The sequence below is a fragment of the Paenibacillus sp. FSL H7-0714 genome (assembly GCF_038003765.1).
In the GTDB taxonomy this organism is placed as follows: Bacteria; Bacillota; Bacilli; order Paenibacillales; family Paenibacillaceae; genus Paenibacillus_AQ.
Window position 1 is genome coordinate 4650243 of record NZ_JBBOPT010000001.1, and the last position, 18188, is coordinate 4668430.

Below are 18188 nucleotides of genomic sequence, written 5' to 3' on the forward strand. Positions count from 1 at the left end.
CGTCACACTCATCCACTTCTTTGATTAACATTATTTTATTGCTAAGCTGACTTATTTAAACTCCGCATACTTAGCGGTCCAAGCAGCCTCCAATTTTGCCAAACCGGTGTCTTCCGCCTTCTTCACAAACTCATTATAGGTATCTAAAGCGGCACCCTCGTTCTTGGCCATAACCATTTTAGGGTAGTACGCTTTGGAGAGCTCATTGAGCTTATTTTGGATAATCCCTTCTTCAGAAGTGGACAATGGATGAATAAGTCCCAATGCGATATCCGCTTCTTTGTGCGGCTTGACAATGCTCTCCAAGTTCTTTCTGTAATCTGTCTTCTCGGAATCGGTAAGTGCAGCCATTCTGCCATGGATATAGTCATCCGAGAAAGCAAAGTAGGTGGATACCCCTGTTTCCTTCTGATATTTGCTTCCGTCGGTTTCGTATAAGGTCTGGAATTCCGGAGTCCGTCTTGGTACTTGCTTCCCATCGATCTCCTTCATCTCCCAATGAACGCCCTTTACCCCATAAGCATCAAGCTCTCTACCTGTTTGAGAAGTCATAAAAGAGATGAATTTAGCCAGCCGTTCAGGGTCAGCGACTTTCTTGGAGATCAGCGTAGCTGTCCAACCAGAGCCATCTTTGAAATACTTACCATCCGGGAAATACGGTAGAGGCTCCCAGCCCACTTCCGGATTATCCTGAGTTTTGATCGTTTCGTTAAAATCATTCACGATCCCGGAGAATACGATCGTATCCCCTTTTTGTTTCTTAGCTTCTTTAATATCCTGCGCATCTACGAATGATTCAGAGGACATTAATCCATTCGTGTACATTTTATTCATGAACTTTACGAATTCAGTGAATTTCGGATTACGCACACCCGATGTGAGCTTTCCATCCGCGTTTACATCATATACATGGATGCCGAATTGGGTAGCAGGGAACATATAACCTTGAAATTCACCTGCTTTAAAGAAGGTCAGATCTTTGTTGAAAGCCCCGAAATACCAGCCGGTAAGCTTAGGAAACTTTTCCTTTGCTGCTTTCACTGCATTAAAGAATCCGTCAGGCGTTGACATATCTGGTTTTCCGATTGCCTCATAAACATCACTTCTGATAGCGCTTACTCCATCACCTCCGCTAACCGTATTATAATCTGATTGTTGAAGGTCATATGGGGTAACGAGAAACGACGGGAAGAAATATTGCTTTCCATCCTTATAGTTGTAGTATTTAAAGACCTCTGGTTCACTCTGCTCCCTAATCTCAGGCGCATATTGATCAATAAAATCAGAAATCGGCAAAACCATGCCATTCTTGATCATTAAATCGATGGCGGGATCATCCTTGTTGGTTGTAATCAAATCAGGAATGTCACCGGAAGCAACCATCATATTTAGCTTGGTATTATCACCAGAAGTTGCTTTGCTTAATTCAATCTTTACATTGGCCTGCTTTTGAATTTCCTGACCGGAGGGCGAACTTGTCCAATCGACATTGAACCAGTCATAATTATAGAAATGCTTGATAACTAGAGGTTCCTGCGTCAATTCTTCCGAACCCGCAGTTGCTTCTGTACCCGTTGCTGGCTGACTTGAACTCTCCGCATCCTTATTCGATTGACACCCGCTAAAAACAACAGCCATCATTACTGCCATAAAGATTGACACAATCCTTTTTCCCTTACTCATCTTCTTTCCCCCTTTTTTTGTGTGTATATCAAGGCAAGTGACCTAGATATCGAGCATTATCCTTTTACAGAGCCCACCATCATGCCCTGGACAAAATATTTCTGCAGGAATGGATACGCGAGAGCTACCGGAACGACGGACACAACCATAGTTGCATACTTCATGGAATCAATAATGTTAATATTCTGCTTACCGGCTCCGAGATAATTTGCAGCAATCGCGGCTCCTTCCGATTGACTGATGATCTGATAAAGAACCAGTTGCAGGGTGGCCAGGTCTGGTGAATTGGTGTAGTAGGCTGCATCAAACCATGAATTCCATTGCTGTACTCCATAGAACAACGACACGGTGGCCAGAATCGGCGCAGACAACGGAAGGAATATTTTCCAGAAAACACGCCAATCATTTGCACCGTCTATCTTGGCTGATTCCTCTAACGCATCGGGAATGGAGGAAAAAAAGTTAATAAACAAAATGGCATTAAAAAATGAATACAGGGAAGGTATGATATAAACCAAGAAGGTATCAATTAATCCAAGTGAGTTGAGCAGCAGATAGGTTGGAATGATTCCACCAAAAAAATACATGGTGATTACACCCGTCCGGATATAGAAGCTTCTAAGGGCCAAGTATTTTTTAGATAAGGGGTAAGACACGCAAGCAGTAAACAATACGCTTGCAATTGTACCCAAAATCGTTCTCGCCCCTGTAATTAGGAATGAATGAGCTAACTTGCTCTCTGTAAAAACAATCTTGAAATTCTCAAGTGTGAATTTTCTTGGAGATAAATAGATGAAGCCTTTTTCGGCGATGTCATTGGCATCATTCAAGGATATGATGAATGAGTAGTACAATGGATACAACGTTACCAGGGTGACAATCGACATAAGAATAAACAGAACTATGTTGATGACTTTGTCTTCTGTATTTCCCTTCATTTCCTTCGCTCCTGACGGTTCACTTTATACGGGAATTTGCTTGTTAATATAAACTGGTGTTTGTTAACTTACGGCTGACTGCATTTGCTCCACTGAACAGCACAAACGATAACAATGATAAGATTAACCCTGCAGCAATAGCATAAGAGAAGCGACCTTGGGAAAGCCCCATATTTACGATATAGGTTTCCAAAATCATGGAATTGTCATAATTGAGCGAATTCCCAAAGAGTAGAGATTGCTGCAGATTTGATCCGGAGAGTCCTCCGTAAATCATGCTTCCAATACTAAGGATAACTACCATCATAATTGTGGATTTAATGGACGGAATAGTGATGCTAATCATTCTTCTGATGCGACTTGCTCCATCCACCACAGCAGATTCATATTGTTCTACAGGAATCGCAGCAATGGCAGCGAGATATATAATCGCCCACCACCCGGTCTCTTTCCAGGTGTCAATAATTGCCATCCAGATCCAGAAGCCTCCGGGAGAATTCAGATGAGCTTGGGGCTCATTGGTGAAACCAAGCGACATCAGTACATGATTGACAATGCCATCGGTGTTGAGCCACATAATAAACAGTCCTGCAACAACTACCCACGAGATAAAGTGCGGAAGATAACTCGCCGTCTGAACGATTTTTTTCAGGGTCATATTCTTGATTTCGTTAAGCATTAAGGCAAACAAAATCGGCATGATGATGGCAAAAACCGTCTTCGTTAAACTTAACCCGAACATGTTTCTTACCGAATTCCAGAACAACTCATCGTGAAACAGTTCTTTAAAGTGCGCGAAGCCTACAAATGGACTCTTTAGAATTCCCAGAAAAGGATTATAATCAAAAAATGCTGCAAAAAGTCCGACCATAGGGATGTAGCAAAAAACAATTAGCCATATAAGACCAGGTAGCACCATAAGTTGAAGATATTTCTGTTGCCTTAGCGAATTTCCGATTCGTGAAAGCTTTATTTTTTTCCCTGCTTCATTTGACATTGTAGCTTCCTCTTCTTTTTCGTTTTGTAAAGCTCGGCCGGCCTACCAACCCTGTTACAAACCTTATTATAAAGGGGATTAAAATTCCGAAACACAGATAAAATATACATAAGGTGCAATATTTATAGGTCTTTGCCCTTGGAAGGAAAAAGACACTAGCGTGAGCTAGTGTCTTTTAACCAGGGTACATTCGGTTAGTAATTTTGTTTTTCGAGGATTCATTGCATTCCTACCTCTGCTGGAAGCGAGTTATTTCTTGTCCCCACTGCTTTAATAACGAAATTGTAGGATTTAGCAGAATCTATGCCGTTTAATGTATAGCTGTAACTCGTCTGACCGCTTACCGTCGGCACATACACGCTCCAATTTGTGCTAACTTTATCATTTTTCTCATAAATCCGGTAACCCCGCACCGGGTCAGGGCTATTTGTTGGTGCTTTCCACGAAAGAACTGCACGGTTCCCTGACTGTCTTACTGCGCTTGGATTTTCGACAATGCCGGGTTTGACGTCAGTCCGCTTAATACTGTAAGCATCATAGACGGCAAGGGGTTTATCTTTAACTGCTGTGTAGGATGTAAATTTCAACACATCGTTTGTAATGGAAACATCCACGAACATTTTCTTGTTGGGCTGATCGTTTTTTGCTGCAAAAAAAGTGTCTGCGTCTGGATTAATAGCATAGAATTTCGAAGCGGCCGAGTTGCCCATTAGATACACAGTCCCTTTGGGATTCAGCACATTTCCTTGCTCATCGGTAATGACATTCTTAATCGGAACGTTGTTCAGCATTTGAAAAGACCTCATATACATATGGTCATGTCCCTCAAACACCATATCCACACCCAGCTCATCAAATACAGGAATCAGATATTTCCGGTAAAATTCTACCCGGTCGCTTTCTGCCGAAGCATTATCCCCTGAGGAATAAGCTCCCTTATGCATAGAGACGAATTTCCACTTCTTATCGGTCTTTGCCACCTGATTCCGCATCCATTCCAATTGCTTCGTGAACTGAATATCTGCTTTGTACGGCTTGACCTCCCCTTCGTACTGGGAATTGATTTGCATAAACAGAGCATCGCCGTATTCGAAAGCATATACAGACCCGTCATGAGCACCCGTCCCGACATCTTTTGGAAGATTAAAATGGTTATAGAAGTTATTATTCGGATAATCCTCTATCTCATGGTTGCCGATAATCGGTGCAAATGGCACATTGGCAAATTCTTTTTTCGGCACACCCAAGAACCACTGCCACAGCTGCTCCAGATCACCATCATCCGTTAGATCCCCTGTAAGAAGAACAAACTTTGGATCTACCGTTTTCTCAATAGCTCTCTTAAAAGTATCCTGCCACAGATCGAAATTCGATTTACTTGAGCCTTGGGTGTCGGTCACGTAGAGGAAATGGAAATCCTGATTATCCGCCTTGTCCGTGGTAAAAGAACCCGCCTCGCTCCAGCCGTCCGCATCACCGTTACCGGCCCGGTATATATACTTAGTTCCAGGATTGAGACCGCTTGTAATAACTTTGTGACTAGCGAACTTTTTATACTTTTTGGAACTTCTGTCTCCTGATGTCATTAAGGTTTCAATAACTGTTGAGCTGCCCTCATAAGAGGTTGCCAGTTGTTCCGGGAACTCGCTTCCTCCCGCATTGGAGGCCTCCACCACTTGCACTACTGTACCTCTGACAGTTTCGGCTGTATACCAGTCAAAGGCGATACTTGTCTTTGGGTCCCCATTAAAAGTCATGTTCAGCAGTGTTGGTGTTTTGTTGCCGGTATCCGGTGACTTCGTCTTAAAGCTCCAGGTAATATCGTTCTCCGGTGTCCGGCCATCCGTAGCCCCCTTAACAAGCTCTTTAGGGATGGTCACCTTGTAAGTTTTGCCGGCAGTAAAATTGGGGTGGCTAACTTTGACCGAGTCTTGACCGAGAAGCGAGGCAGAGATGTTGTTAAGAGGAACATTGTTTTCTGTGATTTCAACTTGATAACCACTATCGAGACTGATGGCTTTATTAAACTTCACAGTGATCTCTGCATTAAGGGAAACATCTGCAGCCCCTGAAGCGGGAGTTTTGCTTACCTCAAGTGTGGGAGTGTCCCCAGGTTCGCCGTTGCTACGTGTTCCTTTAATTACTACATCTTTGATTCTACTTGAGCCTGAGCTGGACACTGTTCCCCCGCTCACGCTTTTCGTAGAGTTAACCACCCAGCGGATATAGAGTACATCTTGATTGTTAGTTCCCGCAGGCAAAACGAGGTTCGTTAATTTGCAGGAATTATTGGAACAATTAAAATTGTTCTGGGCTAGAACAAGGTTGCCGCCCGCAACATCTGTCCATTCCTGCTGATCTATACTGTATTGCACCTTAAAATCCCTAGGCCCTGTACTTGAAGAAGTTTGCTGTGAAGAGAGGAAGATACCTTCGAAGCCTTGGGTAGAAAGCGTGGCAAGCCAGTATTTAGTGCCCGTTCCTTCATGCCAGCCCTGGTTGCGTACGCTGTTCTCACTGGGCTCATAGGTGTATGCATCCGTATTTGTTCCTACATCACGAATGGATGAAGCCGTTTGATATACCCCGCCTGTAGCCGGAAATACCCCGTTCTCGCCTTTGTCTTTAAAAATCCACTGGGCAATCGTTTCCTGAGCTGCAGTAACTTCGCTTGCAAGATCTTCCTCATTTCCCTCCCTTCCTGCTGAAACAAAACCGGTCAACTCCATGGCAAGCAGCAAACCTACAACCATTAGACTGATTACCTTTGGAAATCTGTTTTTGAGATAAGATTGGTGGTTATCCATTCGACCATCTCCCTCTTCATTAATCTCACTTATCATCGAACCGCCGTCTCCAAGAAGAACGGCGGTTTTGTCTACTCTCGCATTCCTGTTATTGGAGTTCCCAGTCGGTGACTTGAAGGACTGCCGAATCTGCACCCTTCAGGTCTGTCTCTCCCATGTTGAGCAAATTGCTCCACTGCTTCACACGGTTCTTGCCGTTTGGCGGATCGTTATACTCATTAGTATCTACAATCTTGGTCCGTTCTTTATAGAACTTGGTCATGAAAGTCTTCTCATCCGTGCTGCTTCCTGATTTACCCAAAAGCCCTTGAAGAGTCTCGGAACCGCCGGTAGCTCCATGGTTCAGCGCTGCATCCACGAAGGAACCAATAGTTAATGCCGAGTTAAAGCCGCGATTGCGGGCCTGCTCCACACTGTATTTAATGTAGATATTGTAGAACGTTTTCCACATAGCCTCTCTCCACTCGGGATCATTTTGCAAATTGCCGATTTTTCTGCAGAAGCTCTCTTCGCTTTCATTGATTTCGAGGATCTTCCCTTTCATCGAACCCTTGACACCGATCCGGGCCAATGCGCCTTTAACCGAAGGATTACTCGCGCCTTTGGCAGCATCATATGCCTTGAACAGATCCGGACCGTCGGGACCGGTATCATTTGAGCCGCCTGTAGTCGCACCGAATATTCCAATCGTATATCCGCGGTCATCATCAATATCTTCACAATATCCGTAAAAATTGATCCAGTTCAGATCGTCCTGCTCCGGTTTGTTGACAAGCATCATAATATTGTTCCACTGCTCACCATCCAGACCTGTGTTGTCGCGCAAGAATTGAAGTGTTGCCGGTGAGAAATTAGAATCAGGGTTCCCTGCCGCATAACTTTTCTGTTGAGATGCACTGGACAGATAGCCATAAGAAAAAATCATTGAAAAACTGAGCAGGATCAACAATGAAAATTTCATCTTCTTGGAAACCTTACTATTCGTTGAATTAAGCACCGCAATCTCTCCTTTGATTAAATAGTTTAAGCGCTTTAACTTTGAGTGGCAGCGAACCTTATCCCCAACCTATCTGAGCATGACAGCCCTCCTTTTTCCAACACTTGGTAATTCAATTTAAGCTTATCTCAAAAAGTTTGTCCAAACAGCACGTATTTTCTTGTAATTATTAATTTTTATACATATATTGCTACAACCCCTAGATTAAGTCTACAATCCTCTTAGGAGGTGCTGAATGAAACCGGTATTTTATGAGTCTACTCTTTTTGAGATCAGCCGCAAGAAACAGGTATACACCAGCATGCCTTCAAGACACTATCATGATGCATATGAGATTCTGTATTTAATATCCGGGGATTTTTATTATTTTATAGGGGACAGAACCTACCAGGTTGCGGGCGGTACGTTGCTATTTATGGATATTCACGAAATGCACAAACTGGTTAATTCCGGCTGCAATATGTATGAACGGGTTACACTGCTGTTTAAAAAAGAATTCCTGCAGCATTTCTGCACCGGCGGTCAATGTGAGGAACTGCTCGAATTGTTCAAAAGTGATTACCGCGCTTTGAAGATGACCGGGAAGGATCAGTATTTCATCGAACAGCTTTTTCAGAAGATGATCCAGGAGGGAAAGAAGCAAGCTCGCGGATATGAACAATACCAACAAATAATATTGGTGGAGTTGCTTCTCTATCTTAATCGTAAACTATTTGACAGCCGTGTAACCCCATTAGTGGAATCCAATCGTACACATAAGAAAGTCCTGGACATCGTTAATTATGTAAATCAACATTATATGGAACCGCTTAAGCTCTGTGAGATTTCACAGAAATTCGACATAAGCTCTTCCTACTTATGCCGAACTTTTAAAGAAGCCACCGGGTTCAGCTTCATTGAATATATCAATAACATCCGCATTAAAGAAGCGCGTGATTTGCTGGTTGGCTCTTCTTTTAATGTTACTGAAATTGCGGGAATGGTTGGGTTTGATAACACCTCCCATTTTGGACGAACCTTCAAATTAATGATGGGTATCTCGCCGCTCTGCTTCCGCAAACAATTCAAGACTTAACAGCAAAGACACTGGAATACGTCAAGACATTTCGTCAAGGCGAACAAATTGCAGGTTTCTTGCCTGTAGTTGGTTTAGCACTTCCTCTAAAGTTTGCAACATAAAATAAGGAGCATGCCGGTCCGCGCCCACAGTCTCACCGCTGTCGTGAAGTAGGACAACGGAGCCATCGGTGATTCCACCTAACAGAGTGGCCTGCATCCGGGTTTGACAGACCCGGGTGTTCCAGTCGCCTGCCTTCAGCGACCATAGAACAATTCGATACTGTTTGTATCGAAAGAAATCAAATAGATTGATTAATCCCCAGGGTGGACGGTAATGATTGGGTCGGGTTCCGACTATAGACTCTATAATATCAGCAGAGCGGTCCAGATGTTCTCGCCTAATCGTACGGGGCAGCATCAGCCAGTTAGAGGTATGACAATAATTATGGATGCCAATCTGATGGCCTTCCCGATCCATTCTTCTGATCAGGTCTGGATACTGCTCCGCTCTCGATCCTAGCACGAAAAAAGTAGCCTTCACTTGATGCAACTTCAATAAATCCAGCAATATCGGCGTATATTTCGGATGTGGCCCATCGTCAAAAGTGAATGCCACCTGTTTTTTTACCGTTCCTTTGCGAAAGACACCAAAGCCGCTCACTCGCGTAATCAAACTCGGAATAAACATGTAAAGAGTGGCGGTACATAGTATCCCTCCTATTAAATATGTAAGAATAATTACACCTCCATATAACAAGCTTAAGACTTATCCAGAGTAGTTCTGTCCGGGTGAGAACCTATTCTTCAGTGAGGCCCGTGAATGAATCAGTAACATCGGGACCAGTTGTTCGGTTCGCCGACTGATTCTGTGTCTCCCTTCCGGATGCATAGCAGACAGCAGCAATCGAAGATAAATGGTGGTGATGCGTTCAAAAACACCGGACTTTATATTTTGTTGTTCAAAACCAAGACCGTGTGTTAATCCCCGATGGAGCAGTGTAATCCCCAATAAAGCCTTGACCTGCCTGAACTCGGACTGCGATTCGAAGGCTTCATTGATTTGCTGCATTGATTTACGCAGCATGCGAGCCGTTTGGAGTGCAGCACGATCCGATCCTTCGGACTGGATCAACTTCAGGATGCTTCCATTATCGAGGTGGAGCTCTCCCACCCACTCCCCCTGGTTGATGACCGTGGCGTCCTGGCATACAATTGGCTGTCCTCGGTGTTTTTTTAGCATCACGGTACATATACCAAAACTCGACTTATGCGATCCGCGAAAATGTGAAAGCAACGCAAAAGCTTTTTCCCACATCATCCAGACGGATTGCACTGTGGTTTTACGTATTTTGAAACCCAACTCATCCACCATCCTTAATACAGTTATAGTCTCTCATTTCATACATTGTACATAACAGAACTTTCTTTTTTCTTATCGGATTCTTACAAAAAGCTTAAGAACTGTTCGACTGTAACAAGGAACATAATGAACCAAATTAAATCTTTTTAACGTCCACTTCTATTTGACGCTATTCACCGGAATTTCTCTGCGCGTATATCAAATTTTTATACAACTATTTTCATTAGGACATAAGCTTCTCCAGACCACATTACGGGCCCACGTGACTTCAAAGTAAAAAGGTAACTTCAAAAGAAGTTACCTTGAATAAACAATCGTTATGATGTCATTTCATCGTCTTTTGTTTATTGATCACAAATTTACTGGCTGTTTAACTCCCCTGCCTCCTCATGATGAATAAGACATGCTGCTAGCAACCCAATGCACAGAATACATGTCAATAGAAGAAACGTAATTAAATAACTTACATGATTCATCAATTGAAGCGAGATAATCGGACCAAAGCTTGTGCCTGTAAACAATATAAAAGTATATACAGATACAGCTATCCCGCGCATCTTGCCGCCCACTTGCCCAACAAGCGAAACAAGTGAAGGAACGGCTAGTGCGATCCCCCCCACAAAAAGGATCCTCATCACGATAAGAAGCGGCAGATTAGAAATCATCCCCATAGACGCCAAACCAATGATCGCTTGCAACAATCCACCGCGAAGCGTTATACCTACGCCGACATGCTTGGATATTCTTCCAGCGAATGGAGAAACAAGCATAAGGCAGAGTTACCTAACATCATGTATTCGAGATATGCACAGAACTCCGAAAAACTAATTTATGAATAATCCGGATCGGATGTTTATACAGCTTTAATTGCTTTCCATTAACGTACCTATTCTTGCCACACCACTCTTGAGCGCCGCTCGAATAACCGCTTCCCGGATACGCTCCACTACCCGTGGATCAAACGCATTCGGCATAATATAAGTTTCATGAAGATCACTGGCGTCAATTACTGAAGATATCGCCTCTGCAGCAGCCAGTTTCATATCTTCATTGATTTCAGTGGCGCCACAGTCAAGGGCTCCACGAAAAATACCGGGAAAACAGAGAACATTATTAATTTGGTTAGGAAAATCGGAGCGCCCTGTCGCCATAACCTTGACGTAAGGCGCGGCAATTTCAGGATCAATCTCCGGAGTAGGATTGGCCATGGCAAATACAATCGGATCAGCAGCCATTCTTTTTACATCACCTAGCTTTAAGGCACCGGGGGCGGATAGTCCGATAAATACATCAGCACCCTGAATAACTTCAGATAAGGAACCTATCTCCAGATGAGGATTTGTAATTAGTGCAAACTCGCTCCAATGCGATTTATCGTAATGGACAGCACGGTTAATTGCACCCTGGCGGTCCACACCGATCAAATTTACAGCACCGGCATGCAGGAGCATCTTGGATACGGCGATACCGGCGGCTCCAATACCGTTCACCACTATCTTCACATTCTTAATGTTCTTGTTGCATACTCTTAACGCATTCAAAATTCCAGCCAGTACCACAATCGCCGTTCCATGCTGATCGTCGTGGAAGACTGGAATATCGAGCTCCTGCTTAAGTCTCGCTTCAATCTCAAAGCAACGAGGCGAAGAAATATCTTCGAGATTAATGCCTCCGAAGGTAGGGGCGATTGCTTTGACAATCGCGATAATTTCCTCGGTATCTTTTGTATCCAGGCAGATTGGGAAAGCGTCCACATCTGCAAACTGTTTGAACAACGCTGCTTTGCCTTCCATGACCGGCATGGCTGCTTTGGGACCGATATCGCCAAGTCCGAGTACAGCTGTTCCGTCACTAACGACCGCCACCGAATTTTTCTTTATCGTATATTCGTATGCTTTATCTTGGTCTGCGGCGATAGCCTGACACACTTTAGCTACTCCGGGTGTATATACCTTGGATAAATCCTCCATGCTTCGAATAGGGTTCTTCAAGCCGGTCTCCAGCTTGCCGCCAACATGCATCTTCATTACTTCATCCATTATTTTCATTACTGTTCCTCCTGTTAATTGCAATATATTTTTCTCTATAAGCTTTCTGGCCGTATGCTTGACATCCTAATCAGCTCCAAAACCGCAATAGAATAGTTGCCACAATAACGGTGCTGACGCCGCCGATCCGGGTGGAGATCTGGGCAAAAGGCATGAGCTGCATACGATTGGAGGCAGAGAGAATGGCTACATCTCCGGTTCCACCCAAGCCGCTATGGCAGACGGTTACAATTGCCGCATCGACAGGGTACATATTGATTTTTCTTCCCACAAAATAGCCGGAAACCACCATGCTGAAGACGATGGCAAGGCAGGTCAGCACATAAGGTAGAGAGATAATGGCAGCTACATCCTTCAGAGGAACGTATAGCATGCCCAAACCTACCATGAGCGGCCATGTCAGGTTACCAGCAACGAACTTATACAACTGGTAAGCCCCATTTTCGAATCTTTCTGGAAGTGCCTTGACACATTTGATCAGTACGGCCATCAGAATCATGACAATCGGTCCGGGTATCCCTACATAATCTGCAAGCAATGCCCCAACAATGAAGAAACTGCATGCGATCAGAAGTCCCGCACCCATCATCATGAAATCTTTGGGTTTGTTATCCGGATTGTCATGCTGTAGATCGTCACCGGATTTGACTAGTGTACCGTTACCGCTTAGATGGGGCTTTTTCTCGCCCAGACGTTTCAGGAAGCCCGCCACAATGATGGCGAATACGTTGCCGATAATTGCCGACGGGATCATCTGCGATACGTAATAACCCGCTTCGTGTCCACCCAGAATGCTTGAGTATGCAATGGAGAGAGGAAGAATGCCTTCACCGATTCCACCGCCAAGGATCGGTACGATAATAAAGAAGAAAGTATGATACATGCTATAACCTGTGAGCGTTCCTACCAGTAGTCCGCCCAGAACTGCGGCAATCGTCCCGACGATCAGCGGGATGAAGATGCGCGTAATACCCGCTACCAGTGTTTTGCGGTGCATACCGAGCATACTGCCACTCACCAGGATGGAGATGTACAAGTACAGAAAGTTGGCCTCTTTCATCAATGTAGTGACAGCGTCTGTCACAGTAGAGTTGAACAAATTCAAGTAAATTAACAGGGATGGGATCATAAGGGCCATGATTGCGGGGCCGCCTATATTTTTCAACAAGGGAAGCTTCATACCGATATCACTCAGCAGAATACCCAGAACCATAATGACAGCGAACCCTCCAATCATGTCATTCGGTAGCTTCCCCGCCACACTTGCAAGAAGAATGACCACTGCCAGAGCTAGATACACAGGGAGCGGAAAGACACCCACCTTAAATTGCTTACATTTTTGAATGAAGGCAGCCTTTTCTGGCAGGGGACCTTCCTTTCCTTGGGAAACAGGTGATGGAATCGTATTTTGCATTTTTCATTTCCTCCTAAACTCTTTTCTAGCCTTATAGTAGCGGAAATGAAAGCGCTTTTGTTTTTACGTAATTATTGATTGAATTATAAAAATTATTAAAGTAAGCGCTATCAAAAATAGGCAATCAAAAACCGCCGATTCCTTATAAAACACGGAACCGGCGGCCCACTCCAAAAAATTATATGAATTTAGAAATCACAGAACTGCCGCGGGAAGACATGCGATATCGCTGTACAGGTCTTCCTATGGTGCCATAGGTCAATTCACTGTTCAGCGCTCCCATATCTGCGAGGACGGCAAGATATTTCCCGACCGAAACCCGCGAGATTCCGGAACTAACTGCAATCTCTTCAGTGCTAAAGGAATTTGCATTATGGGTCTCCACCGCTTTCCAGACCGTCCGCAATGTATGCCGGGTAAAGCCCTTGGATAAATCCTGAACGGCCGAGGGCTCTTTCCTATACCCGGTTAGCTTATCTAGTTCAGACTGATCCAGGGAATCCTGATTGCGGAACAGAAAATTCTGCTCCTTGTAGGCGGAAAGGGCTGCGAGAAAGCGTTGAAACTCAAACGGTTTGATAAGGTAATCGACTGCACCGTTCTGAAGCGCGTCTCGGATACTGTCCTTATCGCTCGCAGCTGAAATGATAATCACATCTATTCGTTTACTGCCTCGACGGAGAGCGGACAGCAGCTCCAATCCATTGCTCTCTTTCATGTAAATATCCAGCAGAATCAGCTCGAAAGACTCATCTGCCAATTTGATCAGAGCTTCACCCACTGATTTTGCCCAGCCTTTACACTGAAAACCTTCCACTTGCTCCAGATAGAATTTATTCATCTCGGCTACCATCGGATCATCTTCTACAATCAATACACTAATCATTGACCATCACTCTTTGCTCGATAGGGTAAACTAACCGTAAATCGAGTCCCTTCTCCCTTTCCTGTTTCACAAACAATCTTACCTCCCATAGCTTTAAGGCTCCGCTCAACCAGATACAAGCCGATGCCTCGGTCATTTCCTTTTGTCGAATACCCCTGTTGAAAAATAAGCGGCAATTTCTCATCTGGGATACCGCTTCCATTATCGCTAACCGTAACTATCAGCGTCTTATCCTGATATTGAAAGCTGAAATGAATATATTTGCTGCCTCTACCTTCCGGCGCTTCCATTGCATTATCCAAAAGATTACCGACTATCGTAATGAGTTGGCAGGAGCGTTCCGGATCGCTAGGCTCCGGCAGAACCCCATCCTCCAGAAGCACCAGTCGAACTCCGGCTTCTCTGGCCCGGCTCAGCTTACCCAATAGAAATCCCGCCATCACAGGGTCCTTCACTTGTCTCACCACCGTTCCCATCTCTGCCTGTGTTGTTGTGACAGTACTTGTTATATACGCCTCCAACCGATCATACCTTTTCATATGTGTTAATCCTAATATTACATGCAGCTTGTTCATAAACTCATGCGCCTGGGCACGCAATGCCTCAGCATATAAGGAGATGCCAGATAACCTTTCCATAAGTATGCTGATCTCCGTCTTATCACGGAATGTGGCAATTGCACCTTCTACAGCTCCCTTTACATGAATGGGAACCACGTTTGCCAGTAACGTAACACCGCTATGCTCCACCTCCAAGTCCTGGCTGGCTTCACCGGTTTTGAGCACTGTATTCATCCGCAGTGATGGCCAAAAGCTCTCTACCGACTGGTTCAAGGGATCATCCTGCATGCCAATGGCTGCAAGCAAACGCCTGGCTTCTGTATTAATCAAAGTAATACGTGACTCTTTATCAACGGCAATGACTCCCTCCCTAACTGACTGTAGCATGGAGTTACGCTCTTCCAAAAGCTTAGCAATAGCGGCCGGTTCCATGCCAAACATCATTTTTTTGATAACACGTGCCAGCAGAAATGCTCCCGCAGCCCCTATTAGACTGCCTATAAGCAATCCCCAATAAAGGATTCCCACGTTCTCTCTTATGGCAAGTCTGATGTTTCCCAGTGATATCCCTACTGCCACCGCTCCTAATTGTTTCCCACTTGCAGAGAAGACAGGTGAAAACGCTCTTACAGATGGGCCCAAAGAACCCTCGGCTTCCGAAATGCTTTCCTGCCCCTGCAAGACTGCGGCTTCGTCGCCACCGATAAAATGCTTACCAATTTTGTCCTTGTCCGGATGGGAATATCGGATTGCATTCATATCCATGACCACAACAAATTCCACATTGTTCAACAATCGGATTTCCTCAGTGTAGCTTTGCAATTCAGACGAGCTGCGTGATTTGTTTAACGCTTCAATAATTAGAGGGTTACGCGATAACGTACGGGAAATGATCACAGCCTTTTGTTCCAACGAGGATTTTGTTTGTGAGGAAACCTTTATACTAAATAGCACATAGACCACTAGCAGCATTATGATAAGAACTGCACCAATCATCAAAGTAATTGTAGTTTGCAGCCGAAGTGTGTGTTTGCCAATTTTCATCAGCTGTCCCTCCGGAAATTTTTCTTCATTCTAACGTATACGTGCAAGGATCGCTATGACCTTATACGCTACACCGTCATAATAACACAACAAACGCATGGCTAAGATGAGCCCAAGCGTTTGTTTGTCTAACCGAAAAGAGACAGGGGGGATAACTTATTGAGCTTTTACGAAATCAGCGGATTTCATACCCGTTTGGCGGCCGAAAATAATAATTTCCGCAACAGAGTTACCACCGATCCGGTTTTGACCATGCAAGCCTCCGGTAACTTCGCCTGCTGCAAAAAGGCCTGGAATCGGTTGTCCATCTTTATTTAAAACTTCTGTGTTGGTGTTGATTTTCACGCCCCCCATCGTGTAGTGAATTCCAGGGCCGATTTTAATTGCATAATATGGCGCGCCGGACAAGTCATTGTCCATTCCGGTCGTTCTACCGAAGTCGGCATCCTGTTTATTCGTCACCGCGCTGTTCCATGTGTCCAGTGCAGTTTTCAACTGATCTGCTGGTACGTCCATTTTTGTTGCCAAAGCCTCGATCGAATCTCCTTGGATAACGAAGCCCATTTTTTCATATTGTTCAATCGCTTTAGCGCGAGATTTTACGCCGGAATCAAATACAAGAAACGCAGATTTCTCAGGAAGCTTATTGATTGCAGCGGTGACATTATCTCTTGTATCCAGTTCGTTTGTGAAACGTTTGCCTACACTTGAAACCAGGATCGCTCCTTCCCCACGAACAGCCTCCCCAATGAGATAGGATTTTTCCTGCTGTACAGTCGGATGAACTTGGATTTGATCCATATCGACTGTGGTACCGCCGAGCTTCTCAATCATCTTGATACCGTCACCGGTGCTGCCCGGCTGGTTGGTGGTAACGTACCCCTCCAAATCAGATCTGACTCCTGAAATCATGTCTAAATTGGCGCCGAAACCGCCGGTTGTCACCACGACAGCAGACGCTGTAATCGTTTTCTCTTCCGTTTGGTCAAAGATAACTTTGACACCATTGACCTTACCGTCTTTTTCGGTAATTTCCTTGACATTGGCGTTCACAAAAAGGGGAATGCCTTGTTCTTGTACGTTTTTTACCAAACCTTTGACAAGGTATTGTCCTACTGCAGAGCCATCTTCAGGACGGTGTGTACGTTTTTCGTTCATCCCGCCTGTAATCGTGATATTATTCAATCTAATCCCGATAGAATCCAGCCAATCAATCGCACTTGCGGAATTGTCTACGAAGAAACGAAGCATCTCTTTATCGTTCGTATCATGGCCACCTTTTAAGGACTCTTCATAAAACAGATCATTGCTGTCTTCAATGCCTTGCTCTTTTTGGAATTTCGTTTCAGAAGCATTCATTCCCGAAGATGATTTTGTTGTATTTCCGCCGGCAACCGGCATTTTTTCAAAAATAACCGGGTTCATACCTTTTGCTCTCGCCTCAAGTGCAGCAGACATTCCGGCACCGCCTGCACCAATAATGATGATGTCATATTTATCTTTTAGTTGATCGTACGGTGTATAGCTAGCTTTGGATGCTCCCGAAACGGCTTCAGTTTCCTTTGTCTCGTTGATCTTGCTGGTGTTCTTGCTGGTGTTCTTGTTCCCGTTTCCATTGCTGCTGTTGCTGTTGCCACATCCTGTGATAACAAGCATGACTGAGAGAATGAGAATAAGAGCAGTGGTTACTTTTTTATTCATGTTATAGCTTTGCCCCCTTGTGAATATTTTTACAATCAGCTTAACGGCAAAGGCCCTGCTCTTGAAAGTTTATGTAACTAAAAAAAACGTTTTGTAACTAAATTAATCACTGCAATGTGTACGAAAGACCACCGGTTAGGGGCATGGCTCAAAAAAAGAAGAGCCTTTAGGCTCTCCTTCGTTTACAAGATCGCTTTCATCCGATTGTTTCTTGGATTATGCTCTACTTCCGCAAGACCCAATTCTTCGAGCAACGGTGGGATATACATTCCGAATCGCCCCCGAAGTCCCTTCTTTAATCCATACCAACCGCCGACAGGGTTTTCAGGTGAACGCCCCCATGCTTCAACGGTACCTTCTTTTGCTGGTTTTTGCTCATCAGCACTTCCTAACTCCATCCAATCACCATTTTGTATAAGCATGGCGTGCAGATCTTCAATACAGCGGTAGTCATAATGCAAAACCGTTTTCCCTACAGTGCAAACTATAATTTCTTTACCGTCTTTTTCGACCTTGTACATTTCATACTCGGATGTTTGCGGTGGTGTCTTTAACTTCCAAGGATTTTCCTTGGTTCCTGTAGCTGTCGTCATATTTTCAACTCCCAAAGTAACTCACAAAATTAGTAAGTTCTACTGATTTTATTATATTTGCATCACCTTACTATACTTCATTACCTTTATTCGTCCTACTC

14 protein-coding genes and 1 pseudogene are annotated in these 18188 nt (G+C 44.3%); 1 reads left to right on the forward strand and 14 read right to left on the reverse strand.

What is annotated here, in order from left to right:
* Window positions 1-51: 51 nt before the first annotated feature.
* The 5 genes from NST34_RS20815 to NST34_RS20835 all read right to left on the reverse strand — a co-directional run bounded on the left by NST34_RS20815 (window position 52) and on the right by NST34_RS20835 (window position 7422).
* Complete coding sequence (locus NST34_RS20815) at window positions 52-1683, reverse strand: extracellular solute-binding protein (protein WP_042189649.1); 1632 nt, start codon at window positions 1681-1683, stop codon at window positions 52-54.
* 56 nt (window positions 1684-1739) lie between these two features.
* Window positions 1740-2621: a carbohydrate ABC transporter permease gene (locus tag NST34_RS20820; protein ID WP_076286512.1), complete on the reverse strand. Its 882-nt coding sequence runs from the start codon at window positions 2619-2621 to the stop codon at window positions 1740-1742.
* A gap of 43 nt (window positions 2622-2664) precedes the next feature.
* Window positions 2665-3618: an ABC transporter permease gene (locus NST34_RS20825; RefSeq protein WP_076286513.1), complete on the reverse strand. Its 954-nt coding sequence runs from the start codon at window positions 3616-3618 to the stop codon at window positions 2665-2667.
* A gap of 218 nt (window positions 3619-3836) precedes the next feature.
* Window positions 3837-6425, reverse strand: coding sequence for a metallophosphoesterase (locus NST34_RS20830; protein ID WP_445667699.1), 2589 nt, complete (start codon window positions 6423-6425; stop codon window positions 3837-3839).
* 88 nt (window positions 6426-6513) lie between these two features.
* The gene (locus NST34_RS20835) at window positions 6514-7422 is read right to left on the reverse strand and encodes a chitosanase (RefSeq protein ID WP_341128689.1); all 909 of its coding nucleotides are present in this window, start codon (window positions 7420-7422) and stop codon (window positions 6514-6516) included.
* A gap of 235 nt (window positions 7423-7657) precedes the next feature.
* Here NST34_RS20835 and NST34_RS20840 point away from each other — a divergent pair, with 235 nt between their 5' ends.
* On the forward strand, window positions 7658-8497 hold the full coding sequence (locus NST34_RS20840) for an AraC family transcriptional regulator (RefSeq protein WP_341128690.1): 840 nt from the start codon (window positions 7658-7660) through the stop codon (window positions 8495-8497).
* A gap of 21 nt (window positions 8498-8518) precedes the next feature.
* Here NST34_RS20840 and NST34_RS20845 read toward each other — a convergent pair whose 3' ends face one another.
* The 9 genes and pseudogenes from NST34_RS20845 to NST34_RS20885 form a co-directional block, all read right to left on the reverse strand.
* Window positions 8519-9169 carry a polysaccharide deacetylase family protein gene (locus NST34_RS20845; RefSeq protein ID WP_188114678.1) on the reverse strand — a complete coding sequence of 217 codons (651 nt, stop codon included), beginning with the start codon at window positions 9167-9169 and terminating at the stop codon, window positions 8519-8521.
* 78 nt (window positions 9170-9247) lie between these two features.
* Window positions 9248-9853, reverse strand: coding sequence for a YkoP family protein (locus NST34_RS20850; RefSeq protein ID WP_179085852.1), 606 nt, complete (start codon window positions 9851-9853; stop codon window positions 9248-9250).
* 347 nt (window positions 9854-10200) lie between these two features.
* A pseudogene (locus tag NST34_RS20855) lies at window positions 10201-10611 on the reverse strand (MFS transporter); the annotation flags it as partial.
* 93 nt (window positions 10612-10704) lie between these two features.
* Window positions 10705-11889, reverse strand: coding sequence for an NAD(P)-dependent malic enzyme (locus NST34_RS20860; RefSeq protein ID WP_341128691.1), 1185 nt, complete (start codon window positions 11887-11889; stop codon window positions 10705-10707).
* A gap of 70 nt (window positions 11890-11959) precedes the next feature.
* Window positions 11960-13303: a 2-hydroxycarboxylate transporter family protein gene (locus NST34_RS20865; RefSeq protein WP_076286515.1), complete on the reverse strand. Its 1344-nt coding sequence runs from the start codon at window positions 13301-13303 to the stop codon at window positions 11960-11962.
* Between the two features lie 178 nt (window positions 13304-13481).
* Window positions 13482-14189 (reverse strand): response regulator, encoded by a 708-nt coding sequence (locus NST34_RS20870; protein WP_076286516.1) that lies wholly within the window; start codon window positions 14187-14189, stop codon window positions 13482-13484.
* Complete coding sequence (dcuS, locus tag NST34_RS20875) at window positions 14186-15793, reverse strand: DcuS/MalK family sensor histidine kinase (protein ID WP_076286517.1); 1608 nt, start codon at window positions 15791-15793, stop codon at window positions 14186-14188. The genes NST34_RS20870 and dcuS overlap by 4 nt, the downstream gene beginning before the upstream one ends.
* A 156-nt stretch (window positions 15794-15949) precedes the next feature.
* Complete coding sequence (locus NST34_RS20880; protein WP_341128692.1) at window positions 15950-17494, reverse strand: flavocytochrome c; 1545 nt, start codon at window positions 17492-17494, stop codon at window positions 15950-15952.
* A gap of 182 nt (window positions 17495-17676) precedes the next feature.
* Window positions 17677-18087 (reverse strand): DUF6855 family protein, encoded by a 411-nt coding sequence (locus tag NST34_RS20885; RefSeq protein ID WP_042189670.1) that lies wholly within the window; start codon window positions 18085-18087, stop codon window positions 17677-17679.
* Window positions 18088-18188 lie beyond the last annotated feature (101 nt).

Coding starts and splice junctions, on each gene's coding strand:
- NST34_RS20815 (WP_042189649.1), bottom strand. CDS start 1,683: ATGAGTAAGGGAAAAAGGATTGTGTCAATCTTTATGGCAGTAATGATG.
- NST34_RS20820 (WP_076286512.1), bottom strand. CDS start 2,621: ATGAAGGGAAATACAGAAGACAAAGTCATCAACATAGTTCTGTTTATT.
- NST34_RS20825 (WP_076286513.1), bottom strand. CDS start 3,618: ATGTCAAATGAAGCAGGGAAAAAAATAAAGCTTTCACGAATCGGAAAT.
- NST34_RS20830 (WP_445667699.1), bottom strand. CDS start 6,425: ATGGATAACCACCAATCTTATCTCAAAAACAGATTTCCAAAGGTAATC.
- NST34_RS20840 (WP_341128690.1), top strand. CDS start 7,658: ATGAAACCGGTATTTTATGAGTCTACTCTTTTTGAGATCAGCCGCAAG.
- NST34_RS20845 (WP_188114678.1), bottom strand. CDS start 9,169: ATGTTTATTCCGAGTTTGATTACGCGAGTGAGCGGCTTTGGTGTCTTT.
- NST34_RS20850 (WP_179085852.1), bottom strand. CDS start 9,853: ATGGTGGATGAGTTGGGTTTCAAAATACGTAAAACCACAGTGCAATCC.
- NST34_RS20860 (WP_341128691.1), bottom strand. CDS start 11,889: ATGAAAATAATGGATGAAGTAATGAAGATGCATGTTGGCGGCAAGCTG.
- NST34_RS20865 (WP_076286515.1), bottom strand. CDS start 13,303: ATGCAAAATACGATTCCATCACCTGTTTCCCAAGGAAAGGAAGGTCCC.
- NST34_RS20870 (WP_076286516.1), bottom strand. CDS start 14,189: ATGATTAGTGTATTGATTGTAGAAGATGATCCGATGGTAGCCGAGATG.
- dcuS (WP_076286517.1), bottom strand. CDS start 15,793: ATGAAAATTGGCAAACACACACTTCGGCTGCAAACTACAATTACTTTG.
- NST34_RS20880 (WP_341128692.1), bottom strand. CDS start 17,494: ATGAATAAAAAAGTAACCACTGCTCTTATTCTCATTCTCTCAGTCATG.
- NST34_RS20885 (WP_042189670.1), bottom strand. CDS start 18,087: ATGACGACAGCTACAGGAACCAAGGAAAATCCTTGGAAGTTAAAGACA.